This window comes from Salidesulfovibrio onnuriiensis, from assembly GCF_008001235.1.
Classification (GTDB): domain Bacteria; phylum Desulfobacterota; class Desulfovibrionia; order Desulfovibrionales; family Desulfovibrionaceae; genus Pseudodesulfovibrio; species Pseudodesulfovibrio onnuriiensis.
The window spans coordinates 1,410,548-1,434,097 of sequence record NZ_CP040751.1; the positions used below are offsets into that span (position 1 = coordinate 1,410,548).

Below are 23,550 nucleotides of genomic sequence, written 5' to 3' on the forward strand. Positions count from 1 at the left end.
CAATCGTCGGCGATCGTCAGGCGAAAAAAAACGGCACCGGAAATCCGGTGCCGTTTCGCGTCTGTCGTCTAGGGCATCATGGGCGCCGTGGGCAGCCCGGTGGCAAGGGGCAGCCCGCACATGAGGTTGGCGTTGGCCAGCGCCTGGCCGGAAGCGCCCCTGCAGAGGTTGTCGATGGCCGAAACAATGACCAGCCGGTGGGTGCGCGGGTCCACCACCAGACCGATGTCGCAGAAGATGGTGCCGCGCACGAAACGGGTCTCGGGAAGCTGGCCCTTGGGCAGCACGCGCACATGGGGCTTGCCCGCGTAGAATTTCGTGTAGGCCGCGTGGATGGCGTCCAGGTCCGCGTCCCCGGCGAGCTTGGTGTAGATGGTGGACAGGATGCCCCGGTCGATGGGCAGCAGGTGGGTGCTGAAGGACAGGGTGACGTCCGCGCCCGCCAGCTTGGAAACCTCCTGCTCGATCTCCGGGGTGTGCCGGTGCGTGGGCAGGCCGTAGGCCTTGAAGGAGTCGTGGACCTCGCAGAACAGGGTGCCCACCTTGGCTCCCCGGCCCGCGCCCGAGGTGCCGGACTTGGAGTCGATGACGATGTCCTCGGTGGAGACGAAATTGTTTTTCAGGGCCGGGGCCAGGCCCAGTATGGCCGAGGTGGGGTAGCAGCCCGGGTTGGCGATGAGCCGCGCGTCCCTGATCTTGTCCTCGTAAAGCTCGGGCAGGCCGTAGACGGCCTCGGCCAGCAGTTCGGACCGGGTGTGCTCGGTGGCGTACCAGTGCTCGTATGTGGCCTTGTCCTCAATGCGGAAGTCCGCGGAAAGGTCCACCACCTTGACGCCTTCCTTGAGCAGGTCGTCGGCGATCTCCATGGCCGTCTTGTGCGGCACGGCCAGGAAGACGATGTCGCAGGCCTCGGCCAGTTCGCGGGCGTCCGGCTGGGTGATGACCAGTTCGCCTATCTTGATGCCGTTGAGAAAGGGATAGATTTCGGCCAGTGTTTTCCCGGCCTCCGAGCGCGAGGTGGCCCGCACCAGTTCCATGGACGGATGCTGGGTCATGAGCCGCGCCAGTTCCATGCCCGTGTAGCCGGTGACGCCCACGAGGCCTGCGGTAAAGGTCTTGCCCATCTTATTTCCCGGCCTTGTTCACGTAGCTCATGCGCAGGCTGTAGAGCAGGTCGCAGAGCAGCTTGCTTTCGTTGTCGTCCAGGCCCTTCTCGAATTTCTGCTGCAGCATGCCGAGCACGTCTATGGTGTGCTTGGCCAGGTGCGGCTGGAATTCGATCTTGCCGCTGGAGGGGTCCGGGGCTTCGCCCAGGGCCACCATGGCGGAGGAGCTCAGGGAGTAGATGAAGGTGGAAAAACTCATTTCCGGAAGGGGCATGTCCTTCATGGGGTTTTCTTTGCAATCGGCCATGCGGGTATCTCCTTGTGGATTCGTCACGGGTATTCAGAAAGTGTTAAGGCGTGCGGGCTCCGGAGTCAATGGCCCGGAATGCAAAAGGATCGGCCCCGGCGGCAAGGCAATGCCTCCGGGGCCGGACAGGACTGCTTTGCCGGCTAGAGCAGCTTGAACACGGCGGCGAAGTCCTCGTCGCCCAGCCCTTCGGACATGCCGTGGTTGTACTGGATGCCCGCGGCCGTGGCGCAGGGGAAGTCCGTGGCCAGCTTTTCCGCGGTTTCGGAAACAAGGTTGAGGTCCTTGGACATCTGGCGGAACGGGAACTGGCCCGGGAACTTGCCGCGCAGGAACATGTCCTTCTTGTCCGAAAATATCTCGCAGCTCATGGGGCCGGAAAGGATCGCCTCGAAGATGGAATCGCGCTTGAGGTTGCCCTCGATGCCGAAGCGGACCGCCTCGGAGAGGCCTTCCATCATGACCCCGGCCAGCAGGTTGACGGCCACCTTCATCATGGAGCCCTGTCCCGGGTCGCCGCAGTGGATGGTCTTTTTGCCCAGCACCGAGAAGATCGGATCCAGGAGTTTGAGGGTTTCGTCCTGGCCTGCGGCCAGGATCACCAGCTCGCCCGCCTCGGCGGGCTGGCGTGAACCGGATACCGGGGCGTCCACGAAGTCCACTCCCTTGAGCTTGAGCTTGCGTCCCAGCTTCTTGGAGTATTCGGGCAGTACGGTGCTCATGTTCACGAATATCTTGCCTTCCAGCTCGCGGATGATGCCCCGGACCCCGAAGAGGATGGCGTCCACGGCCTCGTGGTCCGGCACCATGGCAATGACCACGTCGCTGGCCTTGGCCAGTTTGCGAATGTCGTCGGTGCGCTCGGCCCCGTCCTTGACCAGTTGCTTGTCCCTGCCGGGCGCGCGGTTGTAGACCGTGAGGCTGTAGCCGGCTGCGAGCAGGTTGGCGGCCATGGGCTGGCCCATGATGCCCAGTCCGATGAATCCGATGTTCATAAGCACTTCCTTGTTTTGCCTTTTCTACCAGAAAAACGGCCAAGAGGTGAAGTGGCAAGGTGCCCGGAATCCGGGGCGTGATATTTTGCAATCAATGCTTAAGCGCACGGGCCTTCTGGGGTATTGTGGTGGCATGGACTCATTCATCCAGACAGGGGAGTCGGATGCCGAGAACGATGCTGGTTGCCGTTTTGCTGGTCGGGGTCGTTTTTGCGGCCTTGGCGCGGGCGGACGAGAAGGAACTCGTCTGGTGCTGCTTTGATGCGCCGCCCATGTACATCCTCAGCGAACCGCTCAAGGGCACGGGGTACGTGGACAAGTTCCAGGACGCCCTGTTTGCGGCCATGGACGGGTATGCGCACAGGACGATGGAATGCAACATCGCCCGGACACTGGAGGCCATGTTCAAGACGACCAACACCTGCAACGCCGTGCTGCTGTATACCGAGGATCGGGACGAGTTCGTGCACTACAGCGAGCCCATCATCGGGCTCATGCCCAACCGCCTTCTCGTTCTTTCCGAGAATATCGATCTCGTGAAACCCTTTCTGACCGAACAGGGGGTGGATCTCGGCAGGCTGCTGCGGGAATCCGGCCTTTCGGTGGGGGTGCTGTATGGCCGGTCCTATGGGCACTACATCGACAGGCATCTGGAGCAGGCGGAGGACATGAGCACCGTGCAGTGGTTTGCCCAGTCCACGCTCGGGGTCCGGCAGCTCCTGGGCAAACGCCTGGATGCGCTTCTGGCCTACGCCCACGAGGTGGTCTACTACATGCGCACATTTAGAATCGATGCGGAAATAAAGAGCTTCCCCATTATCGGAGAAACGCTGATCAACGCGCACGTTGGCTGTTCGGATTCAAGACTGGGCCGGGAGGCAGTTACGGAAATCAACCGGCTGCTGGATGGCGGGCTTCGCGGCGTCTACCTGAGGTCGTATCTCGAATGGGCGGACGAGGATGCGCGCCAGAAGGTCCGGGACCATGTGGCCGGTTGGCCGGGGGTGGAATGATGTGGAGAGTGAGATTCTTTCTTTTGTTCATTGCGGCGGTGGCCGCCTTCGCGCATCCCGTGTGCGCTGAGGACAAACTTCATTGGACGCGGCTGGACATGCCGCCCATCAACATCGTGCGCGATCCGCTCAAGGACCAGGGTTACGCGGACAAGTTTCTGGCCGACTTCCTGCCGGTCATGAAGGGGTTCGAGCATCATGTCTTCGTGTGCAGCGTAGCCCGGACCCTGGAATTGATCAGCGAGACTCCCAATACCTGCAACATGACCCTGCTGTACCAGAAGAAACGGGATCAGTACGTGCATTACAGCGACGCCATCATGGGGCTTGTTCCCAACCGGGTGCTGGTGGTGGCGGGCAACGAGGGCATGGTCCTTCCCTATCTTTCCGAGGAAGGCGTGGACCTTGCGCGGCTCATGCGCGACTCCAATCTCTTGGTGGGGCTCATCAACGGCCGGGCCTATGGCGAGTTCATCGATACCCAGCTGGAGGCGGCCAAGCCATTCAAGAACGTCGCGTTCCTGCCCAAGTCCGTGCTCGGCGCGCGGCAGCTTTTCGCCGGGCGTGTGGACGTGCTGGTGGCCTACGTGCACGAGGCCCTGTACTACAAGAAAACGCAGAACATCCTTGAGGATGTGGTCAGCTTTCCCATCAAGGGGGAACAGCTGGTGGACATGTACATGGGCTGTTCGGATTCCCCGGAGGGCCGCAGGGCCGTGGCCGAGATCAACCGGCTGCTGGATGGCGGCATGCGTGGGGTCTTCCTTAATCACTACCTGGAATGGGTGGACAAGGGCTCGCAAAAGGACGTGCTTCGTCATGTGTCCGGCTGGAGCGGTGTGGAGTGACTGGAATGGCCGGGACGGCTGGAGGAGACAGTCGGTGGTTCCCTCTATTCGGAAATTTGTATTCGGTCAGAACGACTTCATAGTTTTCGTCTTCGGACCTGATTATTTCCCTGACCATAAACCAGTATCCGTTGTCATCCCGAGTCATCCATTTTCGGCTTTTGGCCGAACCGGTATCCTGCTCGAGAATCACACAGGGGAAGGCCATGTCCGCGATCCTGACGGTCTCGTCCCCCTCCTTTCGCAGTATTGTTCGCACCACCTCCAGTTCCCCCAGGCTGAACATGCGGTAGTCGACTGGCTTAGCCGGGGAGATTGTGTCCAGGGGCAGGTATTGGCTGGTGAAGTCCATAGCGTCCGCCTTGAGGGCGCTTTCAAGGATTGTTTTCCCGTTTTCCTTGAAGTGGATGTCGAGGTCACCTTGGCGGCGGCGCACCCGAATGGCATATGTGTCTTCCGCTTTCAACTGCGCATCGTATTGCCAGAGACTGCCGTCCCGGGAAAAGAGAGCATTCTCGTTGCTCGTGATCTGGTGGTTGCCCGCTTGGCGTATGGCCATGGATTTCCGTTCCGCCAGAACCTCCAGTCCTTCATGGATGGCAGGAGTTCGCCATACTTGCAGTGTGCCGAACTCCTGCCCCCCGGCCGTAAGGCGATAGGAAAAGGAGATGGCATTCCCCGTATCCGCGGCCAGCCCCGGAACCGGGAGCAGGGCAAGCAGGGCCAGGAACATGGTCGTGAACAGCAACATAGGTCGTGATGTGGGCATGAATCCTCCTCGGGGTTGGTTCATGACCACATTTCTAGGGCCTGCCCAAAAGGTTTGTCCAATTAAGGAGTGTTAAAGAGTGTGAGAATGTGTGAACGCCGTCAATTCCCCACCAGAGCCAGCACGTTGCCGTAGACGATGCGGCAGGCCCGCAGGGCGTGCAGCCCGGCATTGAGCAGGGCCAGTTCCAGGGATTTGAACTGTTCCACGCTTCCGAAATATTTGTCCTCGAGGCTTTGCCTGTAGGCCTTGTAGTACTCGGGGATGCATTCCAGTTCCTCGTTGCCGAGGTCCACATAGAGCATGGGAAATTCCCCCTGAAGTCCGGCCAGCTCGTTGATGGGCCGCAGCGTGGATACCAGGAACGGCCCCGGGCTTTCATCGTCCGCGAGGTGCGCGGCCAGTTCCGGGTCCCGGGCCTTCACCGCGTCGGCGAATTTCCTGAGAATACGGTCCGCCAGACGGTGGTCGTAGGTTTCCAGGGAAAGGGCGTGACCTTCCTCGGTGGTGACGACCGGAACGTAGAAGGAGTTGAGGCGGGCCGGGTCCCGGTCGGCCATGTCCTCGCCCGGCCGGACGTTCCCGAGATAGGAGAAGAGCAGCTTCAGCTTTTCGCATCCCGTTTTCGAGGCGCAGTTCCGGGTATCCCAGCGGTAGAGCACGTATGTGTACATGCCGTAGCCGGGATGTTCGCAGCCCAGGCCGGGCAGGGCGTTTCGCACGTGTCCCTCGGGCCTTTCTCCGGGTGTTGCGGATTCATGGCCGTTGGCCGATTCCGCGGGTGCCGAAGGCCCTTCGTGGCCGTTTTTCGCGGCGTGTTCGTCCCTGCCGTCTTCCCAAGAAAGATGAATCCCGCCCAGGAATTCCCGGAACCTGTCGGTGCCGTGGGGAATCATGATGGCCGCCGCCAGCATCAGCAGGGCTATCCAGGGTATTCTGTCTCTCCACTTCATTGGCCGCGCCTCCGTTTCAGGATCCGGGCCACCCCCCATGTGACGGCGGCCCCGGCCACACCTATCCCGGCGGCAAGCCGTCCCGCTGTCTGGTCCGTGAGTGTGGTGTAGCGCCATTCCAGCAGGAAAAAGGCCAGCAGCCCGTAGCCCAGTGCGGCCAGGGCGAATCTTCCGGAGTTGCCGAACAGGATGTCCTTGAGTTTCATGCTTCCTGTATAGCATGCCGTGTTTTGGGTGTGCTTTATAATTCCGCGCCGATTCTTGTTCGGAGCAGCGTGTCTCCATATTGATTCGGCTCCTAATATGTGTTGGTATTTTACGATTTTATCAAAAAACAATTGCAAAAATGACCATTCGTTCAAAAATGAAACAAAAATTTGCAAAAAATGAAATTTTGTTGCATAGAGAGGGCCATCTTTCAACAGGGTGTAAGAGTGATTGGTACGAAAAGAAAAATGGTTCTGGTGCAACCTTTCGGAATACTGCCGGAAATAGGGTTGAGCTGCTGTTCTGGTGTCGTGTCGTGCTGTTTCACCGCTGCATCCATAATAAAGCGAGGAGAGCATGGCTACATCAGTACCTAATGCAAACTCGGAAACTTTTCTGGGCCACCCGAAAGGCCTGTTCATATTGTTTGCAACCGAAATGTGGGAGCGCTTTTCCTACTATGGAATGCGCGCGCTGCTCATTTTCTACCTCACGAAGCACTTCCTGTTTCGTGACGGCGAAGCCAGCCTGATCTACGGCGCATACACCGCGCTCGTCTATCTGATGCCGGTTCTCGGCGGCATCCTCTCCGACAAATACCTTGGCCCCCGCAAGGCGGTGACCTATGGCGCGCTACTGCTGGTGCTGGGCCACTTCGGCATGGCCTTCGAGGGCCCGCCGAGCATCATCGACGGCGAGGTGCTCGTTCGCAGCGGCTTCCACCTGCAGACCTTCTTCCTGAGCCTGGCCTTCATCGCCACGGGTGTCGGCTTCCTCAAGGCCAACATCTCCACCATGGTGGGCGGCCTGTACAAGCAGGGCGACGCACGCCGCGACGGCGGGTTCACCATTTTCTACATGGGCATCAACATGGGGGCGCTGGTTTCCTCGCTGCTGTGTGGCTGGCTCGGCGAAACCTACGGCTGGTCCTACGGTTTCGGCGCTGCCGGTGTCGGCATGCTGCTCGGCCTGGCCACCTTCTCCATGGGCCGCAAGCACCTGGGCTTCACCGGCGAACCCCGCGACCCGCGCCGCCTGGCCGAAAAGGTCATGGGCCTGAGCCGCGAGATCTGGGTGTACCTGGCCGGTTTCGGTCTGGTGGGCCTGAGCTTCATCCTGCTGCGCATGGACCAGATCGTGGGCTCGGTCTGGGGCGAGTTCACTCCGGTGGGCGTCATCCTGCTGCTCTTTAGCTTTGTCATGATCGGTTCCGTCATCATCTACGCCCTGAAGAAGTGTGACCCGGTGGAGCGCGACCGCCTGTTCGTGGCCGCGGCCCTGATTTTCTTCTCCGTGGTCTTTTTCGCCCTGTTCGAGCAGGCCGGGTCTTCCTTGAGCCTGTTCACGGACCGCGCCGTGGACCGCGCCGGCATTCCGGCGTCCATGTTCCAGTCCCTGAACCCCATCTTCATCATCCTGCTGGGTCCGGTGTTCGGCTGGGTCTGGGTGACCCTGGGCAAGCGCGGCCTGGAGCCCAGCACCCCGGTGAAGTTCTCCATGGGCATCCTGCTCGTGGGTATCGGCTTCCTGGCTCTGGTGGCGGGCATCAAGTTCTCGGGTTCGTCCACCGCCCTGGTCGGCGCCTACTGGATCGTGCTGCTCTACCTGCTGCACACCATGGGCGAGCTCTGCCTCAGCCCGGTGGGCCTGTCCATGATCACCAAGCTCTCTCCCGCCCGCATCGTGGGCATGATGATGGGCGTCTGGTTCCTGGCCACCTCCTTTGCCAACTACATAGCGGGCCTCATCGCCAGCATGACCGGCTCCGTGGACGGCGGCAGCGTGTTCGAGAACATGGAGCTGGCCAAGGCCAACTACGTGGAAGTCTACAGCAAGGTCGGTTTCCTGGCCTGCGGCATCGGCGTGTTCGTGCTGCTCGTCTCCCCGCTGCTGCGCAAGGGCATGCACGAGGGAGCCACCATGGTCTTCGAGAAGGACGTGGTGGAGGAGCTCGAAGAGGAACTCGAGTCCGCAGACCGTTTCCCGGGCAAGCAGAATTAGGCTGCCCCGCGGATATATCAATAATATAAGCAAAAGCCCCCGGCCGCATACGCTGTCGGGGGCTTTTTTGCGATCGGCCCTTATCTGCCGAACAAGGCCTTGATCTTTTCCAGCTTGCCCTTGTCCGTGACCTGGTATTCCAGGTCCGAGGACGAACCGCCCAGGGAGAGTCTGGTCCCGGAAAAGCGGTTGCGCTTGCCCGAGGCCGAGAAATGCAGGTCGCGCACGCCGGTCTGCTCCACGATCCAGGCCGCGTTGTCCGGGGAAACGCCGCTTCCGGCCATGATGGAAATCCGGTCGCCATGGCGCTGCATGATCCGGCTGATGCCTTCGGTTCCCTTGAGGGCGGTATCGGCCTGTCCCGAGGTCAGGATGCGGTCCACGCCCAGGTCGATGAGGGTTTCGACGGCGGCATCGTAATCCCTGGCAAAGTCCACGGCGCGATGGAAGGTCACTTCCAGGTCGCGCGCCTTGGCGGCCTTGCAGAGCTTTTCCGTGGCCAGGGCGTTGACGCGGAACGAATCGTCCAGCACGCCGATGACCACGCCGTGCGCGCCCAGGTCCGCGTAATACCCCACCTCGTCCACCATGGCCGCCACGTCGGCGTCGTCAAAGCAGAAATCGCCGGGCCGGGGGCGGATCATGGCGTGCAGCCCCATGCCGGTTTCTTGCGCCGCATACCGGACCAGGGCCGGGGACGGGGAAAGCCCGCCCAGGGCCAGGGCGGCGCACAGCTCCAGGCGGTCGATGCCGCCGGACGCGGCCACGGTGCGTACGGATTCGATATTGTCGAGGCAGACTTCCAAAGTGATCATGTTCGGCTCCTGCGGTTGCGTGGATGATGAAAAGCGTTTCGCCTGCATACCAGATGCCCGTGTCCGAAACCCACTATTTTGAGTTAATTTGGTCAATTGAATATCTCCCCGGTTTCATGCTAACAGGTGGAGAAACATGAAACCTTTCCCGGCTGGGAGTGTTTATGAGCAAGCTCAAGGATCTTTTTGAAGGGTGCAACTGGAAGAACAAGACCCTGGGGGGCTGGCCAGAGAACAAGGAAGAGATTCTCTACCAGTGGAGCGAATACGAGTACGAATTCGCCAGCGTCTTTTTCAAGGATACCGGCGCCATGATCCTTACGGACGAGGACCCTGTGGTGGAGCGCCATCTCTACTATTCCACCAGTCCCAAGGGCGTCCCTGTCCTGTGCGTTACCCAGCGGGAAAAGCCCTTTGACGTCAAGGCGGCGGCCGAGGGCCTGGCCATGATGCTCGACGTGTCCAAGGTCCAGGAATCATTGAATCGAGTCACCAAGAAGCACAAAGCGAAAGAACAGGTATGAACGACGTTCGAATCCGGAGCATGTTCGCTGGCGAGGAGGGGCAGGTAAGCGAACTGGTGCTCAAAGTTTTCATGAAGTATGTGGCCCCTGGATACCCCGGAAGCGGTGTGGCGGAATTCCGCAAGTACGCCAGCCCCGAAGCGCTGGCCGAGCGGGCCGAGGAGGGAAACATGATCCTCCTGGCCGAGATGGACTACGAGCCCGTGGGCATGATCGAGGTCCGCGAGGAAAGCCATATCTGCTTTTTCTTCGTGGACGGGGAGCATCAGGGCAAGGGGACCGGGTCGGCCCTGCTGCGCGAGGCCATTGCCCTGTGCAACGGCCCGGATCACCTGACCGTCAACTCGTCGCCCAATTCCGTGCAGGTGTACGAGCATCTCGGCTTCACGGCCACGGATACGGAGCAGGAAAAGAACGGCATTCGCTATACGCCCATGCGGCTGGACCTGGGTTGATCTGATCCGTCCTTGATTCTTTTTTTTCAGCGTGCATAATGAAGACAGGCGAAGTGGTCCTTTGCCTGTCTTTTTATGGCCTGCACCCATCCATACCACTATGTGAAGGAGCTTCCATGAATCCGCAGTACGAGCAGCAGAACAGGAAGGACGACGGCTGGTTCCTGCCCGAGGAGGCGCGCAAGCAGCTGGAGGAGCATTTCAAGGACCTCAAGGGAACGGTCACCCTGAGCGTGTTCAACCAGGAAGGCGAGAACGATCCCTTCAACGAATATGTGGACAAGTTCCTGGGCGACCTGGTCCGGTTGAGCGACAAGATCACCGTGGAGCATTTCGACCTGGAAAGCCCCGAGGCGGAAGCCCTGGGCGTGGAGACCTCGCCCGTGATCATGTTCAACCGGGACACCTATGACATCCGTTTCATGGGCGCTCCCCTGGGCGAGGAGGGCAAGTCCTTTCTCACGGCCCTGTTCCTGGTCTCCCTGGGTCAGAGCGGCCTTTCCGGGACATCGCGCGGCATCATGGCCGAGCTGGACGAGGAACGCACGGTCCAGGTGTTCGTCAATCCCACCTGTCCCTACTGCCCGGGCCAGGTCATCAATGCGGTGCGCGCCGCCGTGGAACGGCCAGAACTCGTTCGCGTCCGGTGTGTGGAGACCGGCGAGAACCCCGAGCTGTCTATGCATTTCAAGGTCGGCTCCGTGCCCCATACGGAAATCTTCGGGCCCGATGACGGCCGCCACACCATGCTGGGCTACATGCCCGAGGAACGGTTCGTCATCGAGATGGCCACCCTCAAGGACGCGGAACAACTGGCCCACGAAATGGGCGCGCACCCCGGCGGCGGGCACGAGGCCGCAGCCGAGGTCGATGTCGTCATCGTGGGTGCGGGGCCTGCCGGGCTTACCGCGGGCATTTACGCCGAGCGCGCGGGCCTGCGCGCCGTTGTCTTGGAAAAGGGGCTTATCGGGGGCCAGGTCGCGCTGACGCCCATGGTCGAGAACTATCCCGGCTTCCCCACCGTGCCCGGCAAGCAGCTCATGGACATCATGAGCCAGCACGCCCGAGAATACGTGAACATCATGGAGGGCGAGGAGGTCTCGGAGGTCAAGATCGGCCGCAACATCGAGGTCTTCACCAACCGGGGGGCCTATGTGGCCCAGGGGCTGATCATCGCCACGGGCGCGACCTGGAGCCAGCTCGGCGCGCCCGGCGAACAGGAATTTTTCGGCAAGGGCGTCAACTACTGCGCTTCCTGCGACGGCTACCTGTTCAAGAAAAAGAAGGTGGTCATCGTGGGTGGCGGCAATACCGCGCTCACCGATGCGCTGCATCTCAAGAACCTGGGCGTGGACGTGACCCTGGTGCACCGCCGCGACGCCTTCCGGGGCGAAAAACGGCTGCAGGATTCCGTGAAACGCGAAAACATTCCCGTGATCTGGAATACCATGGTGGAGGAGATCACGGGCGAGGACGGGCATGTCACGGCCGTGAAGCTGCGCAACATCAAGGACGACGCCATCACCGAAATGCCCGTGGACGGTGTGTTCATCGCCATCGGCCAGCGCGCCAACACCGAGCTGGCCCGCATGGTGGGACTGACCCTCACCGCGCAGGGGTACGTCCAGGTGGATGCGGGCATGCGCACCAACATCCCGCGCATCTATGCGGCGGGCGACATCACCGGCGGCGTGCAGCAGATCGTCACGGCCATCGGCGAAGGGTCCGTGGCCGCCATGTCCGCCTTCGAGGATCTCAGCGATCCGTATTGGAAGAAATAAACCTTCCCCTCCCCTTCAACCCTTCAAAACATAGTGAACAAAACCGCCCGACGGCTTGCAGAGCCGTCGGGCGGTTTCTGTCGACAAGTCCAGGGATTGCAAAGGGGAGTATCACCATTGCCCATCTAAGGCGTTCTCTCATTCCAGAGGAGCCAGCTTCCACTTGACGCGCAGATCGCGAATGGTGCCGTCCTCCAGCATCTCCCGCATGGAGCGGTCCAGCGCCCGCAGCTTGAGGCAGGCCTGCGGGTCGCTCCTGCGGGCAATGGCGTATTCCAGCCCATTGTGAAAGACCGGCAGCTTGCGGAGCTGGTCCGTAATCTCCATCTGGCGGGCCACATAGTCCCAGTTGGCCTCGTACCCGGCAAAGGCCTGCACGCGCCCGGAAAGCAGCATGCCGAACCCCAGCTCGATGCTGTTGACCTCGTACTTGCGAAGCTGGTCCGGCTGGATGGCTTCCCATTCGTCGCCGTAGCTGAATCCGCGCTGCACGGCCACGTTCATGAACGGAAGGCGGTCCAGCCCGGCCCACTCAAGCGTGCTGTCCTTGCGCACGTAGAGCAGGGCTCTTGAATCGTTGACCGGAACTTTTCCGAAAGTGAATATCTTCTCGCGCGACGGCGTCTTGGTGGCCGGGAAAAGGAGGTCGTATTCGCCCTGCATTGTCGCCCTGTAGGCGCGCTTCCAGGGAGCCACCGACAGCTCTATGGAAAACCCCGCCCGGTGCAGGGCCTCGCGGATGATGTCCCAGCTGTATCCCTGGAAGTGCAGGGAATCCTCGCCCGGGGTGAGAAGCTCCCTGTGGACGGACTTGAGGGCGGGGATGGTGAAGCAATAGGGGGCGTACCCGAACAGGGTCACCACCCGCGCCACGGGCTGCTCGGCGCGCGCCAGACAGGGCGCGGCAAGAAGCAGCAGCAGGCACAGGCCCGGGATCCCCCTTCGCAGTTTCGCAAACATGCCTCACCATACCCCATGGTGGAGGTCTGCGTCCACAGCGCCGACTATTTCACGAGCGCCTTTCGGAAGGTTTCCGCCACGCGCAGCAGGTTCTCCGGCCAGTCGTATGCCAGGGGGTCGGCCTTGACCACCTGCCCGTCTATGGCCTCGGCAATGGTGCGGGCCGAGCGCTCCGAGAGCTGCGGCTGCACGAAGATGACCTTGATGTGGTGCTCCCTGGCGTGCTCGATGAGTTCGCCGAGCTGCCGGGGGCCGGGGGCCTTGCCTTCGCTCTCCACGGGAATTTGCACCAGGTGGTAGGTGCGGGCAAAATAGCCCCAGGCGGGATGGTAGACCATGAATTCGGCATGCTCCGGCACCCCGGCGAGTGTCTTCTGGATCTCCTGATGCAGGGCGTCCACCCGGCCCACGAAGGCGTTATGGTTCCTGCGGTAGGCGGCCTCGTTACCGGGGTCGATCTCGACAAGCCCGGCCAGGATGTTCCCGGCAACCTGTTTCACCAGCAGCGGCGAGGTCCAGATGTGCGGGTCCAGGCCCTGATGCCCATGCCCTTCGTGGTGCACTTCGGCCTCGTCGTGGGCGTGCGCCTGCATGGGAACCTTGCTGACGCCGTTGTCCAGGGGGAAGACGCGCAGGTTCGGATTGGCGCTTTTGAAGCGGGGTATCCAGTTCTTTTCCAGGCCGATGCCGATGGCGAAGAGCGCGTCCGCCTTGGCAATGGTCCGCATCTGGCTCGGTTTGGGCTCATAGGTGTGCGGGTCGGCTCCGGCCTCCACCAGGGCCGTGACCTCCACGTCCTGGCCCCCGATCTGTTCCACGAAGTACTTCACGGGCATGATGCCCACCACGGCGGTGACCTTGGCGGCGGCCGGGGCGGCAGTGAGAGCAATGGCCAGCAGGGCCGTGATCAGTAGGCGAATCATATGCATGCTCCTTGTATGTATGCGTTGTGGTTCAGGGCATATAAGCACAAATTCAGGCACAGGACAGCAGGAAATGGATATTTCCTGCGCATTGGGCCGCCCAAAGAAAAAGGCCCGCAAATGCGGGCCTTTCGTATTGCTGTGTTCCGGGCTTACTGCACCCGGGACTCACTTTTTTCCTTGGCTCCGGGGCGGGAGGCCTTGATGAGTATCTCGGTGACGTACTTGGACGCGTTGCTGGTGGTCCAGTAGTCGGTGACGTACCGCTCGTAGACCTCGTCGCTCAGGGCGTAGCCCTTGTCCTTGGCCCAGCGGGCGATCTTCTTGTAGGTCTCGTGGATCTGCTCGTGCGGGCCGATGTGGTAGCAGGAGACCATCATCTGGCCGCCGAAGCGGAAGGTGTTTTCCTCGCGCAGGGGCATGAGGGTCTTCTGCAGGATCTTGATGGGCTGCTCTCGGTCCTCCAGCCTGTCCTCCATGGAGGAGAACTGGATGATCACCGGGCCCGTGATTTCGTTTTCCACGGATTCCACGAAGTTGGTGAACTCGATGTTGATGATGGAATCCTTGATGTCATTCTCATAGGTCTGGTCCAGGAAAAGGAGCTTGGAGGTATCCACATACTTGACCGACACCTCGCGGATGTCGTTGTCGATGACGGTTTCCGCCTCCAGGATCAGGTCGTACCAGTCCTTGACCGAAACGTATTTTCTGCGGATCAGTTCCTGCTCGGCTTCCAGTTCCTTGATCTTGGACAGGAACGAGCGCTGGATGGAACGGTACACGTTGGTGCCGTGGCCCTCGATGAATTCCTTCATCTCTTCGAGGGTGAAGCCCATCTGCTTGTAATATTTGATGACCGGAACCGCGAGCAGCGCGTCGTAGGTGTAGTAGCGGTAGTTGTTGTAGTCGTGCCGCTGTGACGGGATGAGATTGATTTTGTCGTAATACCGAAGGGCCTTCTTCGAGATATTACAGATCTTGCTCATATCTCCGATGAAATAACGAGTCTTATTTTTCATGGCCACACTCCCTTGGGTCGTTCAGGCTTTCGGCCGCCCGCCCCACACGGGTTTTGGCCGAAGCACGATTTCATTCGGTTGTGAATCGCACGCCTGAAGTCCGCCCGAATGCACCATGTTGTCTGAAAAAACAAGAAAGTGGCAGTCTTAGCCGTGGCGATCGATACCGATATCTCTTAAGCGCTATTGATGTATAGTTTTCTTTTCTCTTTCTACCCTATGCGATTGTCAAGAAAGAGGGGAGCGTCCCTTTTGGAACGGCTCCCCTTATATATTCAGGATCCTAAACGGTCAACCTAGCCCCTGATGTACTTGTTGATCGTGGCCGCGCCTTCTTCGTGGGCGCGGTAGTACACCCGCAGCTCGTTGCTGCCGTCCAGGTCGAAGCGGGTTTCCTCGATGAGGCCGTTTGCTTCGGCGGTCATGAGCGCTTCGATGATGGCCTGCTTCTTGAAGGCCTTGTAGTGTCCGTACTGTCCCTTGAGGGCGTCGATGACGCAGTCTGCGCAGGCTTCTTCGACCTTGGTGAACAGCTTCAGGATAGCGTAGTTAAGAGGTACCATTTATGCCTCCTGCTTTTTGAAGAGATCCATGGGGTTCATGGAGATGAAGAAGATACCGATGACCATGACCACGGCTGCGGCCCAGGCGATGGGAGCCATGTTCCAGCCTTCGCCGCCCATGGCGACGCCGAGGACGAGCCAGCAGACGAACGGTACCCAGAAGGAGAAGGTTCCGTTGCAGGCCATGCCCAGGGCGGCGCCGCACATGGCGTTGCCCTTGTACCAGTACATGAAGGTCAGGTACGCGGCCAGGCCGGCTGCCAGGAACCAGGGCATTGCCGCTGCGTCGGTGAAGGACTGGGCGACCATGGAAACGGTGTCGGCACCGGAGATCAGGCCGAACAGGGGCACGAGGATGAACAGGTTGGAAAGGCCGGAGGTCACCTGGCGGATGGTGATGCCGATTTCCGGGTCGATCATGGAGGTGCCGTAGCCGCAGACGCAGCCTTCGATACCCCAGGCAACCGCGGCCAGGAAGCCGAAGAGGATGCCCAGCATCGGGTTGGTGCCGCCTTCCACGTTCAGGGCGTCAGCGCCGATCATGAGGGAGGCGCCGAAGCAGATGGCGATACCGAACAGCATGCGGGAGTTCAGTTCCTGCTTGAACCAGATGCGGCCCAGGATTGCGCCCACTGCCGGGCACAGGGCAGCGATGGGGCCGACAATGGCGCCCGCCAGCTGCAGGCCGACAACGTAGGAGGTGGATGCGATCGGACCGCCGATCAGGGCCGCGGTGACCATGACCAGGCCGGGCTTGGTCTTGATGGAGCGGAAAAAGTCGCCGAGCCTGCCGCGGAAAGTTGCGAAGCCCAGGGCCCACACGGCGGAACAGGTGTCGGTGGTGGCTGCGCCGAGTGCGGCGAGCAGGTAGGTCACGGCAAAGGCGGACAGTCCGGATTCAGCGCCGTACCAGGTCAGCCAGATGCCTTCGGACATGCCCTGGGTCATGAAGGCGGTGTAGAAACCGTAGAGCAGGCCGGACATCAGGGCAATGAGAATGCCCTTGGTCTTAAAGCTGGCAACCAGCTTCTGTTTTGCAGCGACGGCTGCCGGGTTCACTGCAATGGATGCGTTCCCCATGGTCGTCTCCTCACACTTTAAAAGATGAATACGTAAACACTTCCTCACGATACATTCGCGCCCAGAGGTCAGAATGAACGCGAAGCACTCCTATAGACTTGAGCCGGGGCAGCCTTCCCATGCGGGGGAAGGGTGACCCTATTGAAAATGTACCCCTTCCCTTAAGGGGAAGGTCAATGTGAAAACTGTCACTTGTTTCGAACAATGCCTGGGATCAGCGGAAAAGCGGGGGGAGAAGCAGGGATTTGTCCTTCGAAATGGCGGTATTGCCGTTTTCTGTCCAGTGTGGCGTTTTTTTGCGTTTTTCAGGCACGGCTCCCTATACCCCTTTTGCCCGGGAATGCAAGTCTATCGGCAAGGCGATAGCGGGGCCGGGGCATTGGGCGGCCTTGGAAGCACCGGGGTTCCCGTCTGGGAAATATGACAAAAACGTTACGGAAACAAACTGTTATCCCGTGTCGAACCTTGGCAGCGTTTCCGACCCTCCAGGTCTTTGCTCCACCAAGCCTTCCCCCGGGGCCAATATCGGAAAACCTGTGCTTGCCAGTATTGATTCCCAATAAAAGCATCCCTTTGCCTGCAATGGGCTGACTCTGTGCATAAAAGTGCAATCAGCACGGTGTGTTACATTCTTCACAAACCTTTTTTGCAAAAGTGTATTGACCTTCCCCCTTGGTGGAGGGGCTAGGGTGAAAATCGGATGTGAACAAGGAACTGTTCCTGGGTTCGCTCCGGAAGGCAGTAACGCTTTTGAACTGAAGCATCAGCTCAATGAATGGGAGATCACATGAGGTATCAAGGCGAAGAGGCTCTGGGCCTTATCGAAACTCTTGGAATGGTTCCGGCCATCGGTGGCGCGGACGCAATGCTCAAAACCGCTGACGTGGAACTCGTTTCCTACGAAAACGTCGGATCCACTCTGGTCTGCGTCATGGTCAAGGGCGACGTGGCCGCTGTCGAGGCATCCGTTTCCGCAGGCGCCAGCGCAGCTTCCGAAGTGGGCAAGCTGACCGCAAAGAACGTCATGCCCCGCCCCATCCGCGGCGTCGGCGACATCGTTTGCGTGCACGGCGTTGAAGAGGGCCCGGCCAACGAATCCGGCCAGCGTCCCCGCGCAATGGGTCTCATCGAAACCTTCGGCATCGTTTTTGTTCTCGAAGCCGCAGACGCCATGATGAAGACCGCCGACGTGGAACTCATCGGCTACGAAAACGTGGCATCCGGTTATATTTCCGTGCTGGTCCAGGGCGATGTGGCCGCATGTAAGGCCGCCGTCGAAGCCGGTGTGAAGGCCGTGGAGGCAATGCACGCGGAAGTCTACAGCTCCCTGGTCATTCCGACTCCGCACCCGGACCTGGAAAAGATCACCAAGATCTACGCCATCGAAAACCTGCTGCCCTAGTTTCGCCATGAAGGTGGAAACAGGGGCAACCGGACAAGGTGATCACGCACAGAAACCGGAAAAGGGGTAGCCAATGATTATCGACAACGATCTGCTCTCCATCCAGCAAGCCAGGATCCTGGCGGAAAACGCATTCGAGGCCCAGAAGACGCTGGCCGCGTTTCCCCAGGAAAAACTGGACGCGATTGTCGAGCGCGTGGCCGAGGCCGTGGAGGAGCAAGCCCAGGCCCTTGCGGTCATGTCCGTTGACGAGACCGACAGCGGCATTTGGCAGGACAAGTGTGTCAAGAACCGGTTCGTCTGCGAGCACGTCCGAAACCACCTGCGCGGCATGCGCTGTGTGGGCGTTATCGGCGAGGATTCGCAGAAACGGCTCATGGACATCGGCGTTCCCGTCGGGGTCATTGCCGCGGCCAGTCCCGTGACCAGTCCGGTTTCCACCACAGTCTACAAGACCCTGATAGCCATCAAATCAGGAAACGCCATCGTCTTTTCCCCCCATCCCCGGGCCATGAAGAGCATCTGCCGCGTTCTGGACATCATGATCGATGCCGCCCAGTCCGCGGGCCTGCCCGAGGGATGCCTCTCCTACCTGGGCACCGTGACCAAAAGCGGTACCCGGGAACTCATGAGCCATCCGGCGGTTTCGCTGGTCATGGTTTCCGGCGTCCCCGGCATGCTCCGGGTTGCGCAGGGCACGGGAAAACCCGTCATCTACGGGGGAACAGGCAACGGTCCGGCCTTTATCGAGCGCTCTGCGGACATCAAGCAGGCCGTCAAGGACATCATCAGCAGCAAGACCTTCGACAACGGCATGGCCCCTTCGGCCGAGCAGTCCATTGTCGTGGATTCCTGCATTGCCGACGATGTGGTTCGGGTCCTCAAGGACAACGGCGCCTATTTCATGTCCGAGTCCGAGTCGCTCAAGCTCGCCGACCTCTTCTTCAGCCCGGACGGGCTGCGCAAGAAGGGCACGGTGGGCGTGCCCGCGGCCACCCTGGCCAAAAGGGCCGGATTCGAGGTTCCCGGAAGCGTCAAGGTGCTGGTCGCCCGGCGCAAGTACGTTTCCGAAACCGACCCCTACTCCCGGGAACTCCTTTCCCCGGTGCTCGCCCTCTACGTGGAGGCCGACTGGATGCACGCCTGCGAAAAGTGCATCGAGCTGCTGCTGCACGAAAGGAACTCCCACACCCTGGTCATACATTCCGGCGACGAAGAGGTTATCCGCCAGTTCGCCCTCAAAAAGCCCGTGGGCAGGTTGCTGGTCAATACGCCGGCCACCTTCGGCGGCATGGGGGCCACCACCAACCTCTTCCCGTCCATGACATTGGGCAGCGGCTCCGCAGGCCGCGGCATCACCTCGGACAATGTTTCCCCCAAGAATCTCATCTACGTGAGGAAGGTGGGCTACGGCGTCCGGAAAATGGATGGCGCGCAGTGTGCGGCAGTGAACGAGGAAACGGCCTGCCACGAAGGCAGCGCAAAGATGGAAGATAACGATTCGAGAACGTTGCAGGCTCTGCAGCAGATCTTGAAGGAAGCGATCGACGTCATGAAAGATCCTGCGGATCGATAAATGACGAATCCCTTACATGGAGGAAGCAAAGTGGATCTTCACGCATTTTCAAACAAGCTTGCTGAGGCAACGAAAAATCTGAGCCCCGAGGAACGCGCCTCGCTGAGGAAGATTTTCGAGGGAGTCTCCGCAGAGGTATTCAATAGCAAACACGAGGAATCCCATCCCGTGTGCACCGATGGCTGCGGCGTCCCCGACGGCCCCACCGAGCGCCACGCGAAGCTCAAGACGAACTTCCTGAAGGTTGTTCCCAGCGTGAGCATTCACCGTGCCCGCACCATCACCAAGGTTGCCAAGGAAAACCCGGGCCTGCCGCCCATCCTGCTGCGTTCCAAGGCCTTCAAGACCGCCTGCGAAACCGCACCGCTGGTCATCCAGGACTACGAACTCATCGTGGGCGCGCCCAACGGCGCTCCGCGCGCGGGCGCATTCTCCCCGGATATCGAATGGCGCTGGATGAAGGACGAACTGGACACCATCGCCGACCGTCCGCAGGACCCCTTCTACATCTCCGAAGAAGACAAGAAGGAACTGCGCGAAGAGGTCTTCCCGTTCTGGGAAAACAAGTCCGTGGACGAACACTGCGAAGCCCAGTACCGCGAAGCGGGCCTGTGGGAAATGTCCGGCGAGTCCTACGTTTCCGACTGCTCCTACCATGCGGTCAACGGCGGCGGCGACTCCAACCCGGGCTATGACGTCATCCTGATGAAGAAGGGCATGCTGGACATTCAGGCCGAGGCCGAAGCCAAGCTGGAAGCCCTGGATTACGCCAACCCCGAAGACATCGACAAGATCTACTTCTACAAGTCCATCATCGAGACCGCCGAAGGCGTCATGATCTACGCCAAGCGCATGTCCGAATACGCAGCCGAGCTGGCCGCCAAGGAAACCGATCCCAAGCGCAAGGCCGAACTGCAGAAGATCTCCGAGGTCAACGCCCATGTTCCGGCCCACGCTCCCACCACCTTCTGGGAAGCCATCCAGGCCGTGTTCACCATCGAATCCCTGCTGACCCTGGAAGAAAACCAGACCGGCATGTCCATCGGCCGCGTGGACCAGTACATGTACGAGTTCTTCAAGGCCGACCTCGCAGCCGGACGCCTGACCGAGTACGAAGCCTTTGACCTGGCCGGCTGCATGCTCATCAAGATGTCCGAAATGATGTGGCTGACCTCCGAGGCGGGGGCAAAGTTCTTCGCCGGCTACCAGCCCTTCGTGAACATGTGCGTGGGCGGCGTGACCCGTGAGGGCAAGGACGCCACCAACGACCTGACCTACCTGCTCATGGACGCCGTGCGCCACGTGAAGATCTACCAGCCCTCGCTGGCCACCCGCGTGCACGTCAAGTCCCCGCAGAAGTACCTGAAGAAGATTGTGGACGTCATCCGTTCCGGCATGGGTTTCCCGGCCGTGCACTTCGACGACGCCCACATCAAGATGATGCTGTCCAAGGGCGTGAGCATCGAAGACGCCCGCGACTACTGCCTCATGGGCTGCGTCGAACCCCAGAAGGCCGGCCGCCTCTACCAGTGGACCTCCACCGGTTACACCCAGTGGCCCATCTGCATCGAAACCGCCCTCAACCACGGCGTGCCCCTGTGGTACGGCAAGCAGGTCACCCCGGATCCGGGCGACATCTGCCAGTTCGACACCTACGAAAAGTTCGAGGATGCCGTTAAGGACCAGATCAAGTGGGTCACCGAGAAGACCAGCATCGCCACGGTCATCTCCCAGCGCGTCCACCGCGACCATGCTCCGAAGCCGCTCATGTCCATCATGTACGAAGGCTGCATGGAAAAGGGCAAGGACGTTTCCGCCGGCGGCGCCATGTACAACTTCGGTCCCGGCGTGATCTGGAGCGGTCTGGCCACCTACGTGGACTCCATGGCCGCCATCAAGAAGCTGGTCTACGACGACAAGAAGTACACCCTGCAGCAGCTCAACGAAGCCCTGGTGGCCGAGTTCAAGGGCTACGACGAGATCAAGAAGGACTGCCTGGCGGCTCCCAAGTACGGCAACGACGACGACTACGCCGACATGATCGCCGCTGACCTGGTGCACTTCACCGAGGTCGAGCACCGCAAGTACAAGACCCTGTACTCCGTGCTCAGCCATGGCACCCTGTCCATCTCCAACAACACCCCGTTCGGCCAGCTGCTGGGCGCATCCGCCAACGGCCGCGACGCCTGGATGCCGCTTTCCGACGGCATCAGCCCGACCCAGGGTGCGGACTACAAGGGCCCCACGGCCATCATCAAGTCCGTTTCCAAGATGGCCAACGACAACATGAACATCGGCATGGTGCACAACTTCAAGCTCATGTCCGGTCTTCTGGAAAACCCGGAAGGGGAGAACGGCCTCATCACCCTGATCCGTACCGCTTGCATGCTCGGTAACGGTGAGATGCAGTTCAACTACCTGGACAACGAGACTCTTCTCGATGCCCAGAAGCACCCCGAAAAGTACCGCGACCTTGTGGTCCGCGTGGCAGGCTACTCCGCCTTCTTCGTGGAACTCTGCAAGGACGTGCAGGACGAGATCATCAGCAGAACCATGCTGCATGAGATATAGCCGCCAGTAAGCCGGCCCGGGATTTGAGCAACCAGAAACAACAGAGAGAACACCGTGATCGAGAGAAAAGCGCACATATTCAATATCCAGAAATACAACATGTATGACGGACCGGGTGTGAGAACGCTGGTGTTTTTCAAGGGGTGCCCCCTGCGTTGCGAATGGTGCTCGAATCCCGAGGGCCAGCTCCGGCGCTTCCAGGTGCTGTTCAAGCAGAACCAATGTGTTAATTGCGGTGCCTGCGTCGAGGTCTGTCCGGTGGACGTCCATCGGATGAACCCGGCAGGTCAACACATTGTTGCGCAGGACGTGGAATGCGTCGGCTGTCGGAAATGCGAAAAGGCCTGTCCCGAATCCGCTTTGGCCGTGGTCGGGGAAGTACAGTCCATCTCTGAGATTCTGGAGGTCATCGAGGAGGACAGGCCTTTTTACGAAACTTCCGGCGGCGGCGTGACCCTGGGCGGCGGCGAAGTGCTGGCCCAGCCTGATGCGGCGGCAAGCCTGCTCCAGGCCTGCAGGCAGCGGGGCATCAACACCGCCATCGAGACCTGCGGCTACGCCCGGCCCGAGACCATCGAGAAGGTGGCCGACTACGTGGATCTCTTCCTGTACGACGTCAAGCACATGAATTCGGACAGGCATCATGAGATCACGGGCGTGCGCAATGAAATGATCCTGGAAAACCTCAAGTGGCTGCTGGAGAACCGCTACAACGTGAAGATCCGCATGCCGCTCCTCAAGGGCGTCAACGACGGCGAGACGGAGATCCTCCAGCTGGTCGAATTCCTGAAGCCCTATCAGGACCTCAAGAATTTCAAGGGAGTGGATCTGCTCCCGTATCACAAGATGGGCGTGAACAAGTACGCGCAGCTGGGTTGGGAATATCCCATCGAGGGAGATCCCAAGCTGAGCGATGCCGACCTCGAGCGCATCGAGCAGGGCATCAAGAAATACAATTTTCCGGTTTCCGTGGTCCGGCACTAGGCGGGACCAGCGAATAGGCACCTGAAACGATCTGGGGGAAGGACGTTATGGCAGCAATTGGATTCATAGAGACAAAGGGCCTGGTGGCCGCCATCGAGGCGGCGGACGCCATGCTCAAGGCGGCGGATGTCCGCCTGCTGGAACGAACTCAGGTGGGCAGCGGCCTGGTGACCATCACCGTGGCCGGGGAAGTTTCCGCCGTGAAGGCCTCGGTGGACGCCGGCGTCTGCGCCATCAAGCGCATCGAGGGCGCATGCCTGGTTTCCCAGCATGTCATCCCCCGTCCGGACGCGGAGGTTTCCGCCATCATCGCCACGGAACCCGGCCAGGCTGAAGCCGCACCGGCGGAAGAGGCCCCGGTGGTTGAAGAGCCGGCCATGGCGGAGCCCGAAGTCGTCGAGCCCGAGACCGTTGCCGAGCCTGAAGCGCCGGTGGTCGAGGAAGCTCCGGTCGAGGACGTTGCGGCGGATGAAGAGCCTGCGGAAGAAGCTCCGGTGGAAGCCGAGCCCGTGAAGGCGGCTCCGGCCGAGCGGCACAATATTTCGCAGTTAAAGAAAATGAAGGTCGGCAGATTGCGTCAGATTGCACGGTCCCTGAGCGGTCTTCCCATGACCCGCGACGAGATCAAATCGGCCAAGAAGAAAGACCTGATTGAAGTTATTGTTAATGCATACAGGCAGATAGAGGAGTAGTTC

Annotated in this window: 23 protein-coding genes; 11 read left to right on the forward strand and 12 right to left on the reverse strand. The window is 60.3% G+C overall.

Annotated features, from left to right (window positions below):
• Positions 1-68 precede the first annotated feature (68 nt).
• The 3 genes from argC to FGL65_RS06430 all read right to left on the reverse strand — a co-directional run bounded on the left by argC (position 69) and on the right by FGL65_RS06430 (position 2,408).
• Complete coding sequence (gene argC, locus FGL65_RS06420) at positions 69-1,124, reverse strand: N-acetyl-gamma-glutamyl-phosphate reductase (protein ID WP_147820221.1); 1,056 nt, start codon at positions 1,122-1,124, stop codon at positions 69-71.
• A gap of 1 nt (position 1,125) precedes the next feature.
• Positions 1,126-1,413 (reverse strand): DUF1844 domain-containing protein, encoded by a 288-nt coding sequence (locus tag FGL65_RS06425; RefSeq protein ID WP_147820222.1) that lies wholly within the window; start codon positions 1,411-1,413, stop codon positions 1,126-1,128.
• 143 nt (positions 1,414-1,556) lie between these two features.
• Positions 1,557-2,408, reverse strand: a complete 852-nt coding sequence (locus tag FGL65_RS06430) for an NAD(P)-dependent oxidoreductase (protein ID WP_147820223.1) — start codon at positions 2,406-2,408, stop codon at positions 1,557-1,559.
• A 164-nt stretch (positions 2,409-2,572) separates the two neighbouring features.
• Here FGL65_RS06430 and FGL65_RS06435 point away from each other — a divergent pair, with 164 nt between their 5' ends.
• Positions 2,573-3,421 (forward strand): TIGR02285 family protein, encoded by an 849-nt coding sequence (locus FGL65_RS06435; protein WP_147820224.1) that lies wholly within the window; start codon positions 2,573-2,575, stop codon positions 3,419-3,421.
• Positions 3,422-3,429: 8 nt separating this feature from the next.
• Positions 3,430-4,269 carry a hypothetical protein gene (locus FGL65_RS06440; RefSeq protein WP_147820226.1) on the forward strand — a complete coding sequence of 280 codons (840 nt, stop codon included), beginning with the start codon at positions 3,430-3,432 and terminating at the stop codon, positions 4,267-4,269.
• Here FGL65_RS06440 and FGL65_RS06445 read toward each other — a convergent pair.
• From FGL65_RS06445 to FGL65_RS06455, 3 genes are all read right to left on the reverse strand, one after another.
• A complete protein-coding gene (locus FGL65_RS06445) occupies positions 4,187-5,038 on the reverse strand; it encodes a hypothetical protein (RefSeq protein ID WP_147820229.1) in 852 nt (283 codons plus the stop codon). The genes FGL65_RS06440 and FGL65_RS06445 overlap by 83 nt on opposite strands.
• Before the next feature lie 101 nt (positions 5,039-5,139).
• Positions 5,140-5,991, reverse strand: coding sequence for a hypothetical protein (locus FGL65_RS06450; RefSeq protein ID WP_147820231.1), 852 nt, complete (start codon positions 5,989-5,991; stop codon positions 5,140-5,142).
• A complete protein-coding gene (locus FGL65_RS06455) occupies positions 5,988-6,197 on the reverse strand; it encodes a hypothetical protein (protein WP_147820233.1) in 210 nt (69 codons plus the stop codon). Before FGL65_RS06455 ends, FGL65_RS06450 begins: the two co-directional genes overlap by 4 nt.
• A 358-nt stretch (positions 6,198-6,555) precedes the next feature.
• Here FGL65_RS06455 and FGL65_RS06460 point away from each other — a divergent pair, with 358 nt between their 5' ends.
• The gene (locus tag FGL65_RS06460) at positions 6,556-8,199 is read left to right on the forward strand and encodes a peptide MFS transporter (RefSeq protein ID WP_147820235.1); all 1,644 of its coding nucleotides are present in this window, start codon (positions 6,556-6,558) and stop codon (positions 8,197-8,199) included.
• Between the two features lie 80 nt (positions 8,200-8,279).
• On the opposite strand, the gene FGL65_RS06465 is transcribed toward FGL65_RS06460, so the two are convergent.
• Entirely contained in the window at positions 8,280-9,014 is a 735-nt protein-coding gene (locus FGL65_RS06465; protein WP_187170564.1) for a copper homeostasis protein CutC, read from the reverse strand.
• A 164-nt stretch (positions 9,015-9,178) separates the two neighbouring features.
• Between FGL65_RS06465 and FGL65_RS06470 the strand changes: the two genes are divergently transcribed.
• From FGL65_RS06470 to FGL65_RS06480, 3 genes are all read left to right on the forward strand, one after another.
• The gene (locus FGL65_RS06470) at positions 9,179-9,538 is read left to right on the forward strand and encodes a hypothetical protein (protein WP_147820239.1); all 360 of its coding nucleotides are present in this window, start codon (positions 9,179-9,181) and stop codon (positions 9,536-9,538) included.
• Positions 9,535-9,993 (forward strand): GNAT family N-acetyltransferase, encoded by a 459-nt coding sequence (locus FGL65_RS06475; protein ID WP_147820241.1) that lies wholly within the window; start codon positions 9,535-9,537, stop codon positions 9,991-9,993. The genes FGL65_RS06470 and FGL65_RS06475 overlap by 4 nt, the downstream gene beginning before the upstream one ends.
• A gap of 116 nt (positions 9,994-10,109) precedes the next feature.
• On the forward strand, positions 10,110-11,774 hold the full coding sequence (locus tag FGL65_RS06480) for an FAD-dependent oxidoreductase (protein WP_147820244.1): 1,665 nt from the start codon (positions 10,110-10,112) through the stop codon (positions 11,772-11,774).
• 138 nt (positions 11,775-11,912) lie between these two features.
• Here FGL65_RS06480 and FGL65_RS06485 read toward each other — a convergent pair whose 3' ends face one another.
• From FGL65_RS06485 to FGL65_RS06505, 5 genes are all read right to left on the reverse strand, one after another.
• Positions 11,913-12,734, reverse strand: coding sequence for a substrate-binding periplasmic protein (locus FGL65_RS06485; protein ID WP_147820246.1), 822 nt, complete (start codon positions 12,732-12,734; stop codon positions 11,913-11,915).
• A 44-nt stretch (positions 12,735-12,778) separates the two neighbouring features.
• The gene (locus FGL65_RS06490; protein WP_147820248.1) at positions 12,779-13,657 is read right to left on the reverse strand and encodes a metal ABC transporter solute-binding protein, Zn/Mn family; all 879 of its coding nucleotides are present in this window, start codon (positions 13,655-13,657) and stop codon (positions 12,779-12,781) included.
• Positions 13,658-13,809: 152 nt separating this feature from the next.
• The gene (locus tag FGL65_RS06495; RefSeq protein WP_147820250.1) at positions 13,810-14,679 is read right to left on the reverse strand and encodes a choline utilization transcriptional activator; all 870 of its coding nucleotides are present in this window, start codon (positions 14,677-14,679) and stop codon (positions 13,810-13,812) included.
• 296 nt (positions 14,680-14,975) lie between these two features.
• The gene (locus FGL65_RS06500; protein ID WP_147820252.1) at positions 14,976-15,242 is read right to left on the reverse strand and encodes a hypothetical protein; all 267 of its coding nucleotides are present in this window, start codon (positions 15,240-15,242) and stop codon (positions 14,976-14,978) included.
• A complete protein-coding gene (locus tag FGL65_RS06505) occupies positions 15,243-16,322 on the reverse strand; it encodes a hypothetical protein (protein ID WP_147820254.1) in 1,080 nt (359 codons plus the stop codon). It abuts the gene before it with no gap.
• Positions 16,323-17,109: 787 nt separating this feature from the next.
• Here FGL65_RS06505 and FGL65_RS18740 point away from each other — a divergent pair.
• The 5 genes from FGL65_RS18740 to FGL65_RS18745 all read left to right on the forward strand — a co-directional run bounded on the left by FGL65_RS18740 (position 17,110) and on the right by FGL65_RS18745 (position 23,547).
• Positions 17,110-17,724, forward strand: a complete 615-nt coding sequence (locus tag FGL65_RS18740; protein ID WP_147820256.1) for a BMC-T shell protein — start codon at positions 17,110-17,112, stop codon at positions 17,722-17,724.
• A 73-nt stretch (positions 17,725-17,797) separates the two neighbouring features.
• Positions 17,798-19,300 carry an aldehyde dehydrogenase family protein gene (locus FGL65_RS06515; protein ID WP_147820258.1) on the forward strand — a complete coding sequence of 501 codons (1,503 nt, stop codon included), beginning with the start codon at positions 17,798-17,800 and terminating at the stop codon, positions 19,298-19,300.
• A 168-nt stretch (positions 19,301-19,468) separates the two neighbouring features.
• The gene (cutC, locus tag FGL65_RS06520; protein ID WP_250645591.1) at positions 19,469-21,871 is read left to right on the forward strand and encodes a choline trimethylamine-lyase; all 2,403 of its coding nucleotides are present in this window, start codon (positions 19,469-19,471) and stop codon (positions 21,869-21,871) included.
• Positions 21,872-21,925: 54 nt separating this feature from the next.
• Positions 21,926-22,855: a choline TMA-lyase-activating enzyme gene (gene cutD, locus FGL65_RS06525; RefSeq protein ID WP_147820262.1), complete on the forward strand. Its 930-nt coding sequence runs from the start codon at positions 21,926-21,928 to the stop codon at positions 22,853-22,855.
• 47 nt (positions 22,856-22,902) lie between these two features.
• On the forward strand, positions 22,903-23,547 hold the full coding sequence (locus FGL65_RS18745) for a BMC domain-containing protein (protein ID WP_147820264.1): 645 nt from the start codon (positions 22,903-22,905) through the stop codon (positions 23,545-23,547).
• Positions 23,548-23,550 lie beyond the last annotated feature (3 nt).

Bases quoted from the DNA above. Each gene is read 5' to 3' on its own strand.
- FGL65_RS06475 (WP_147820241.1), top strand. From the start codon at position 9,535: ATGAACGACGTTCGAATCCGGAGCATGTTCGCTGGCGAGGAGGGGCAG.
- FGL65_RS06505 (WP_147820254.1), bottom strand. From the start codon at position 16,322: ATGGGGAACGCATCCATTGCAGTGAACCCGGCAGCCGTCGCTGCAAAA.
- FGL65_RS06470 (WP_147820239.1), top strand. From the start codon at position 9,179: ATGAGCAAGCTCAAGGATCTTTTTGAAGGGTGCAACTGGAAGAACAAG.
- FGL65_RS06515 (WP_147820258.1), top strand. From the start codon at position 17,798: ATGATTATCGACAACGATCTGCTCTCCATCCAGCAAGCCAGGATCCTG.
- argC (WP_147820221.1), bottom strand. From the start codon at position 1,124: ATGGGCAAGACCTTTACCGCAGGCCTCGTGGGCGTCACCGGCTACACG.
- FGL65_RS06495 (WP_147820250.1), bottom strand. From the start codon at position 14,679: ATGAAAAATAAGACTCGTTATTTCATCGGAGATATGAGCAAGATCTGT.
- FGL65_RS06480 (WP_147820244.1), top strand. From the start codon at position 10,110: ATGAATCCGCAGTACGAGCAGCAGAACAGGAAGGACGACGGCTGGTTC.
- FGL65_RS06450 (WP_147820231.1), bottom strand. From the start codon at position 5,991: ATGAAGTGGAGAGACAGAATACCCTGGATAGCCCTGCTGATGCTGGCG.
- FGL65_RS06445 (WP_147820229.1), bottom strand. From the start codon at position 5,038: ATGCCCACATCACGACCTATGTTGCTGTTCACGACCATGTTCCTGGCC.
- FGL65_RS06485 (WP_147820246.1), bottom strand. From the start codon at position 12,734: ATGTTTGCGAAACTGCGAAGGGGGATCCCGGGCCTGTGCCTGCTGCTG.
- FGL65_RS18740 (WP_147820256.1), top strand. From the start codon at position 17,110: ATGAGGTATCAAGGCGAAGAGGCTCTGGGCCTTATCGAAACTCTTGGA.
- FGL65_RS06435 (WP_147820224.1), top strand. From the start codon at position 2,573: ATGCCGAGAACGATGCTGGTTGCCGTTTTGCTGGTCGGGGTCGTTTTT.
- FGL65_RS06460 (WP_147820235.1), top strand. From the start codon at position 6,556: ATGGCTACATCAGTACCTAATGCAAACTCGGAAACTTTTCTGGGCCAC.
- FGL65_RS06425 (WP_147820222.1), bottom strand. From the start codon at position 1,413: ATGGCCGATTGCAAAGAAAACCCCATGAAGGACATGCCCCTTCCGGAA.
- FGL65_RS06490 (WP_147820248.1), bottom strand. From the start codon at position 13,657: ATGATTCGCCTACTGATCACGGCCCTGCTGGCCATTGCTCTCACTGCC.
- FGL65_RS06455 (WP_147820233.1), bottom strand. From the start codon at position 6,197: ATGAAACTCAAGGACATCCTGTTCGGCAACTCCGGAAGATTCGCCCTG.
- FGL65_RS06430 (WP_147820223.1), bottom strand. From the start codon at position 2,408: ATGAACATCGGATTCATCGGACTGGGCATCATGGGCCAGCCCATGGCC.
- FGL65_RS06500 (WP_147820252.1), bottom strand. From the start codon at position 15,242: ATGGTACCTCTTAACTACGCTATCCTGAAGCTGTTCACCAAGGTCGAA.
- FGL65_RS06465 (WP_187170564.1), bottom strand. From the start codon at position 9,014: ATGATCACTTTGGAAGTCTGCCTCGACAATATCGAATCCGTACGCACC.
- FGL65_RS18745 (WP_147820264.1), top strand. From the start codon at position 22,903: ATGGCAGCAATTGGATTCATAGAGACAAAGGGCCTGGTGGCCGCCATC.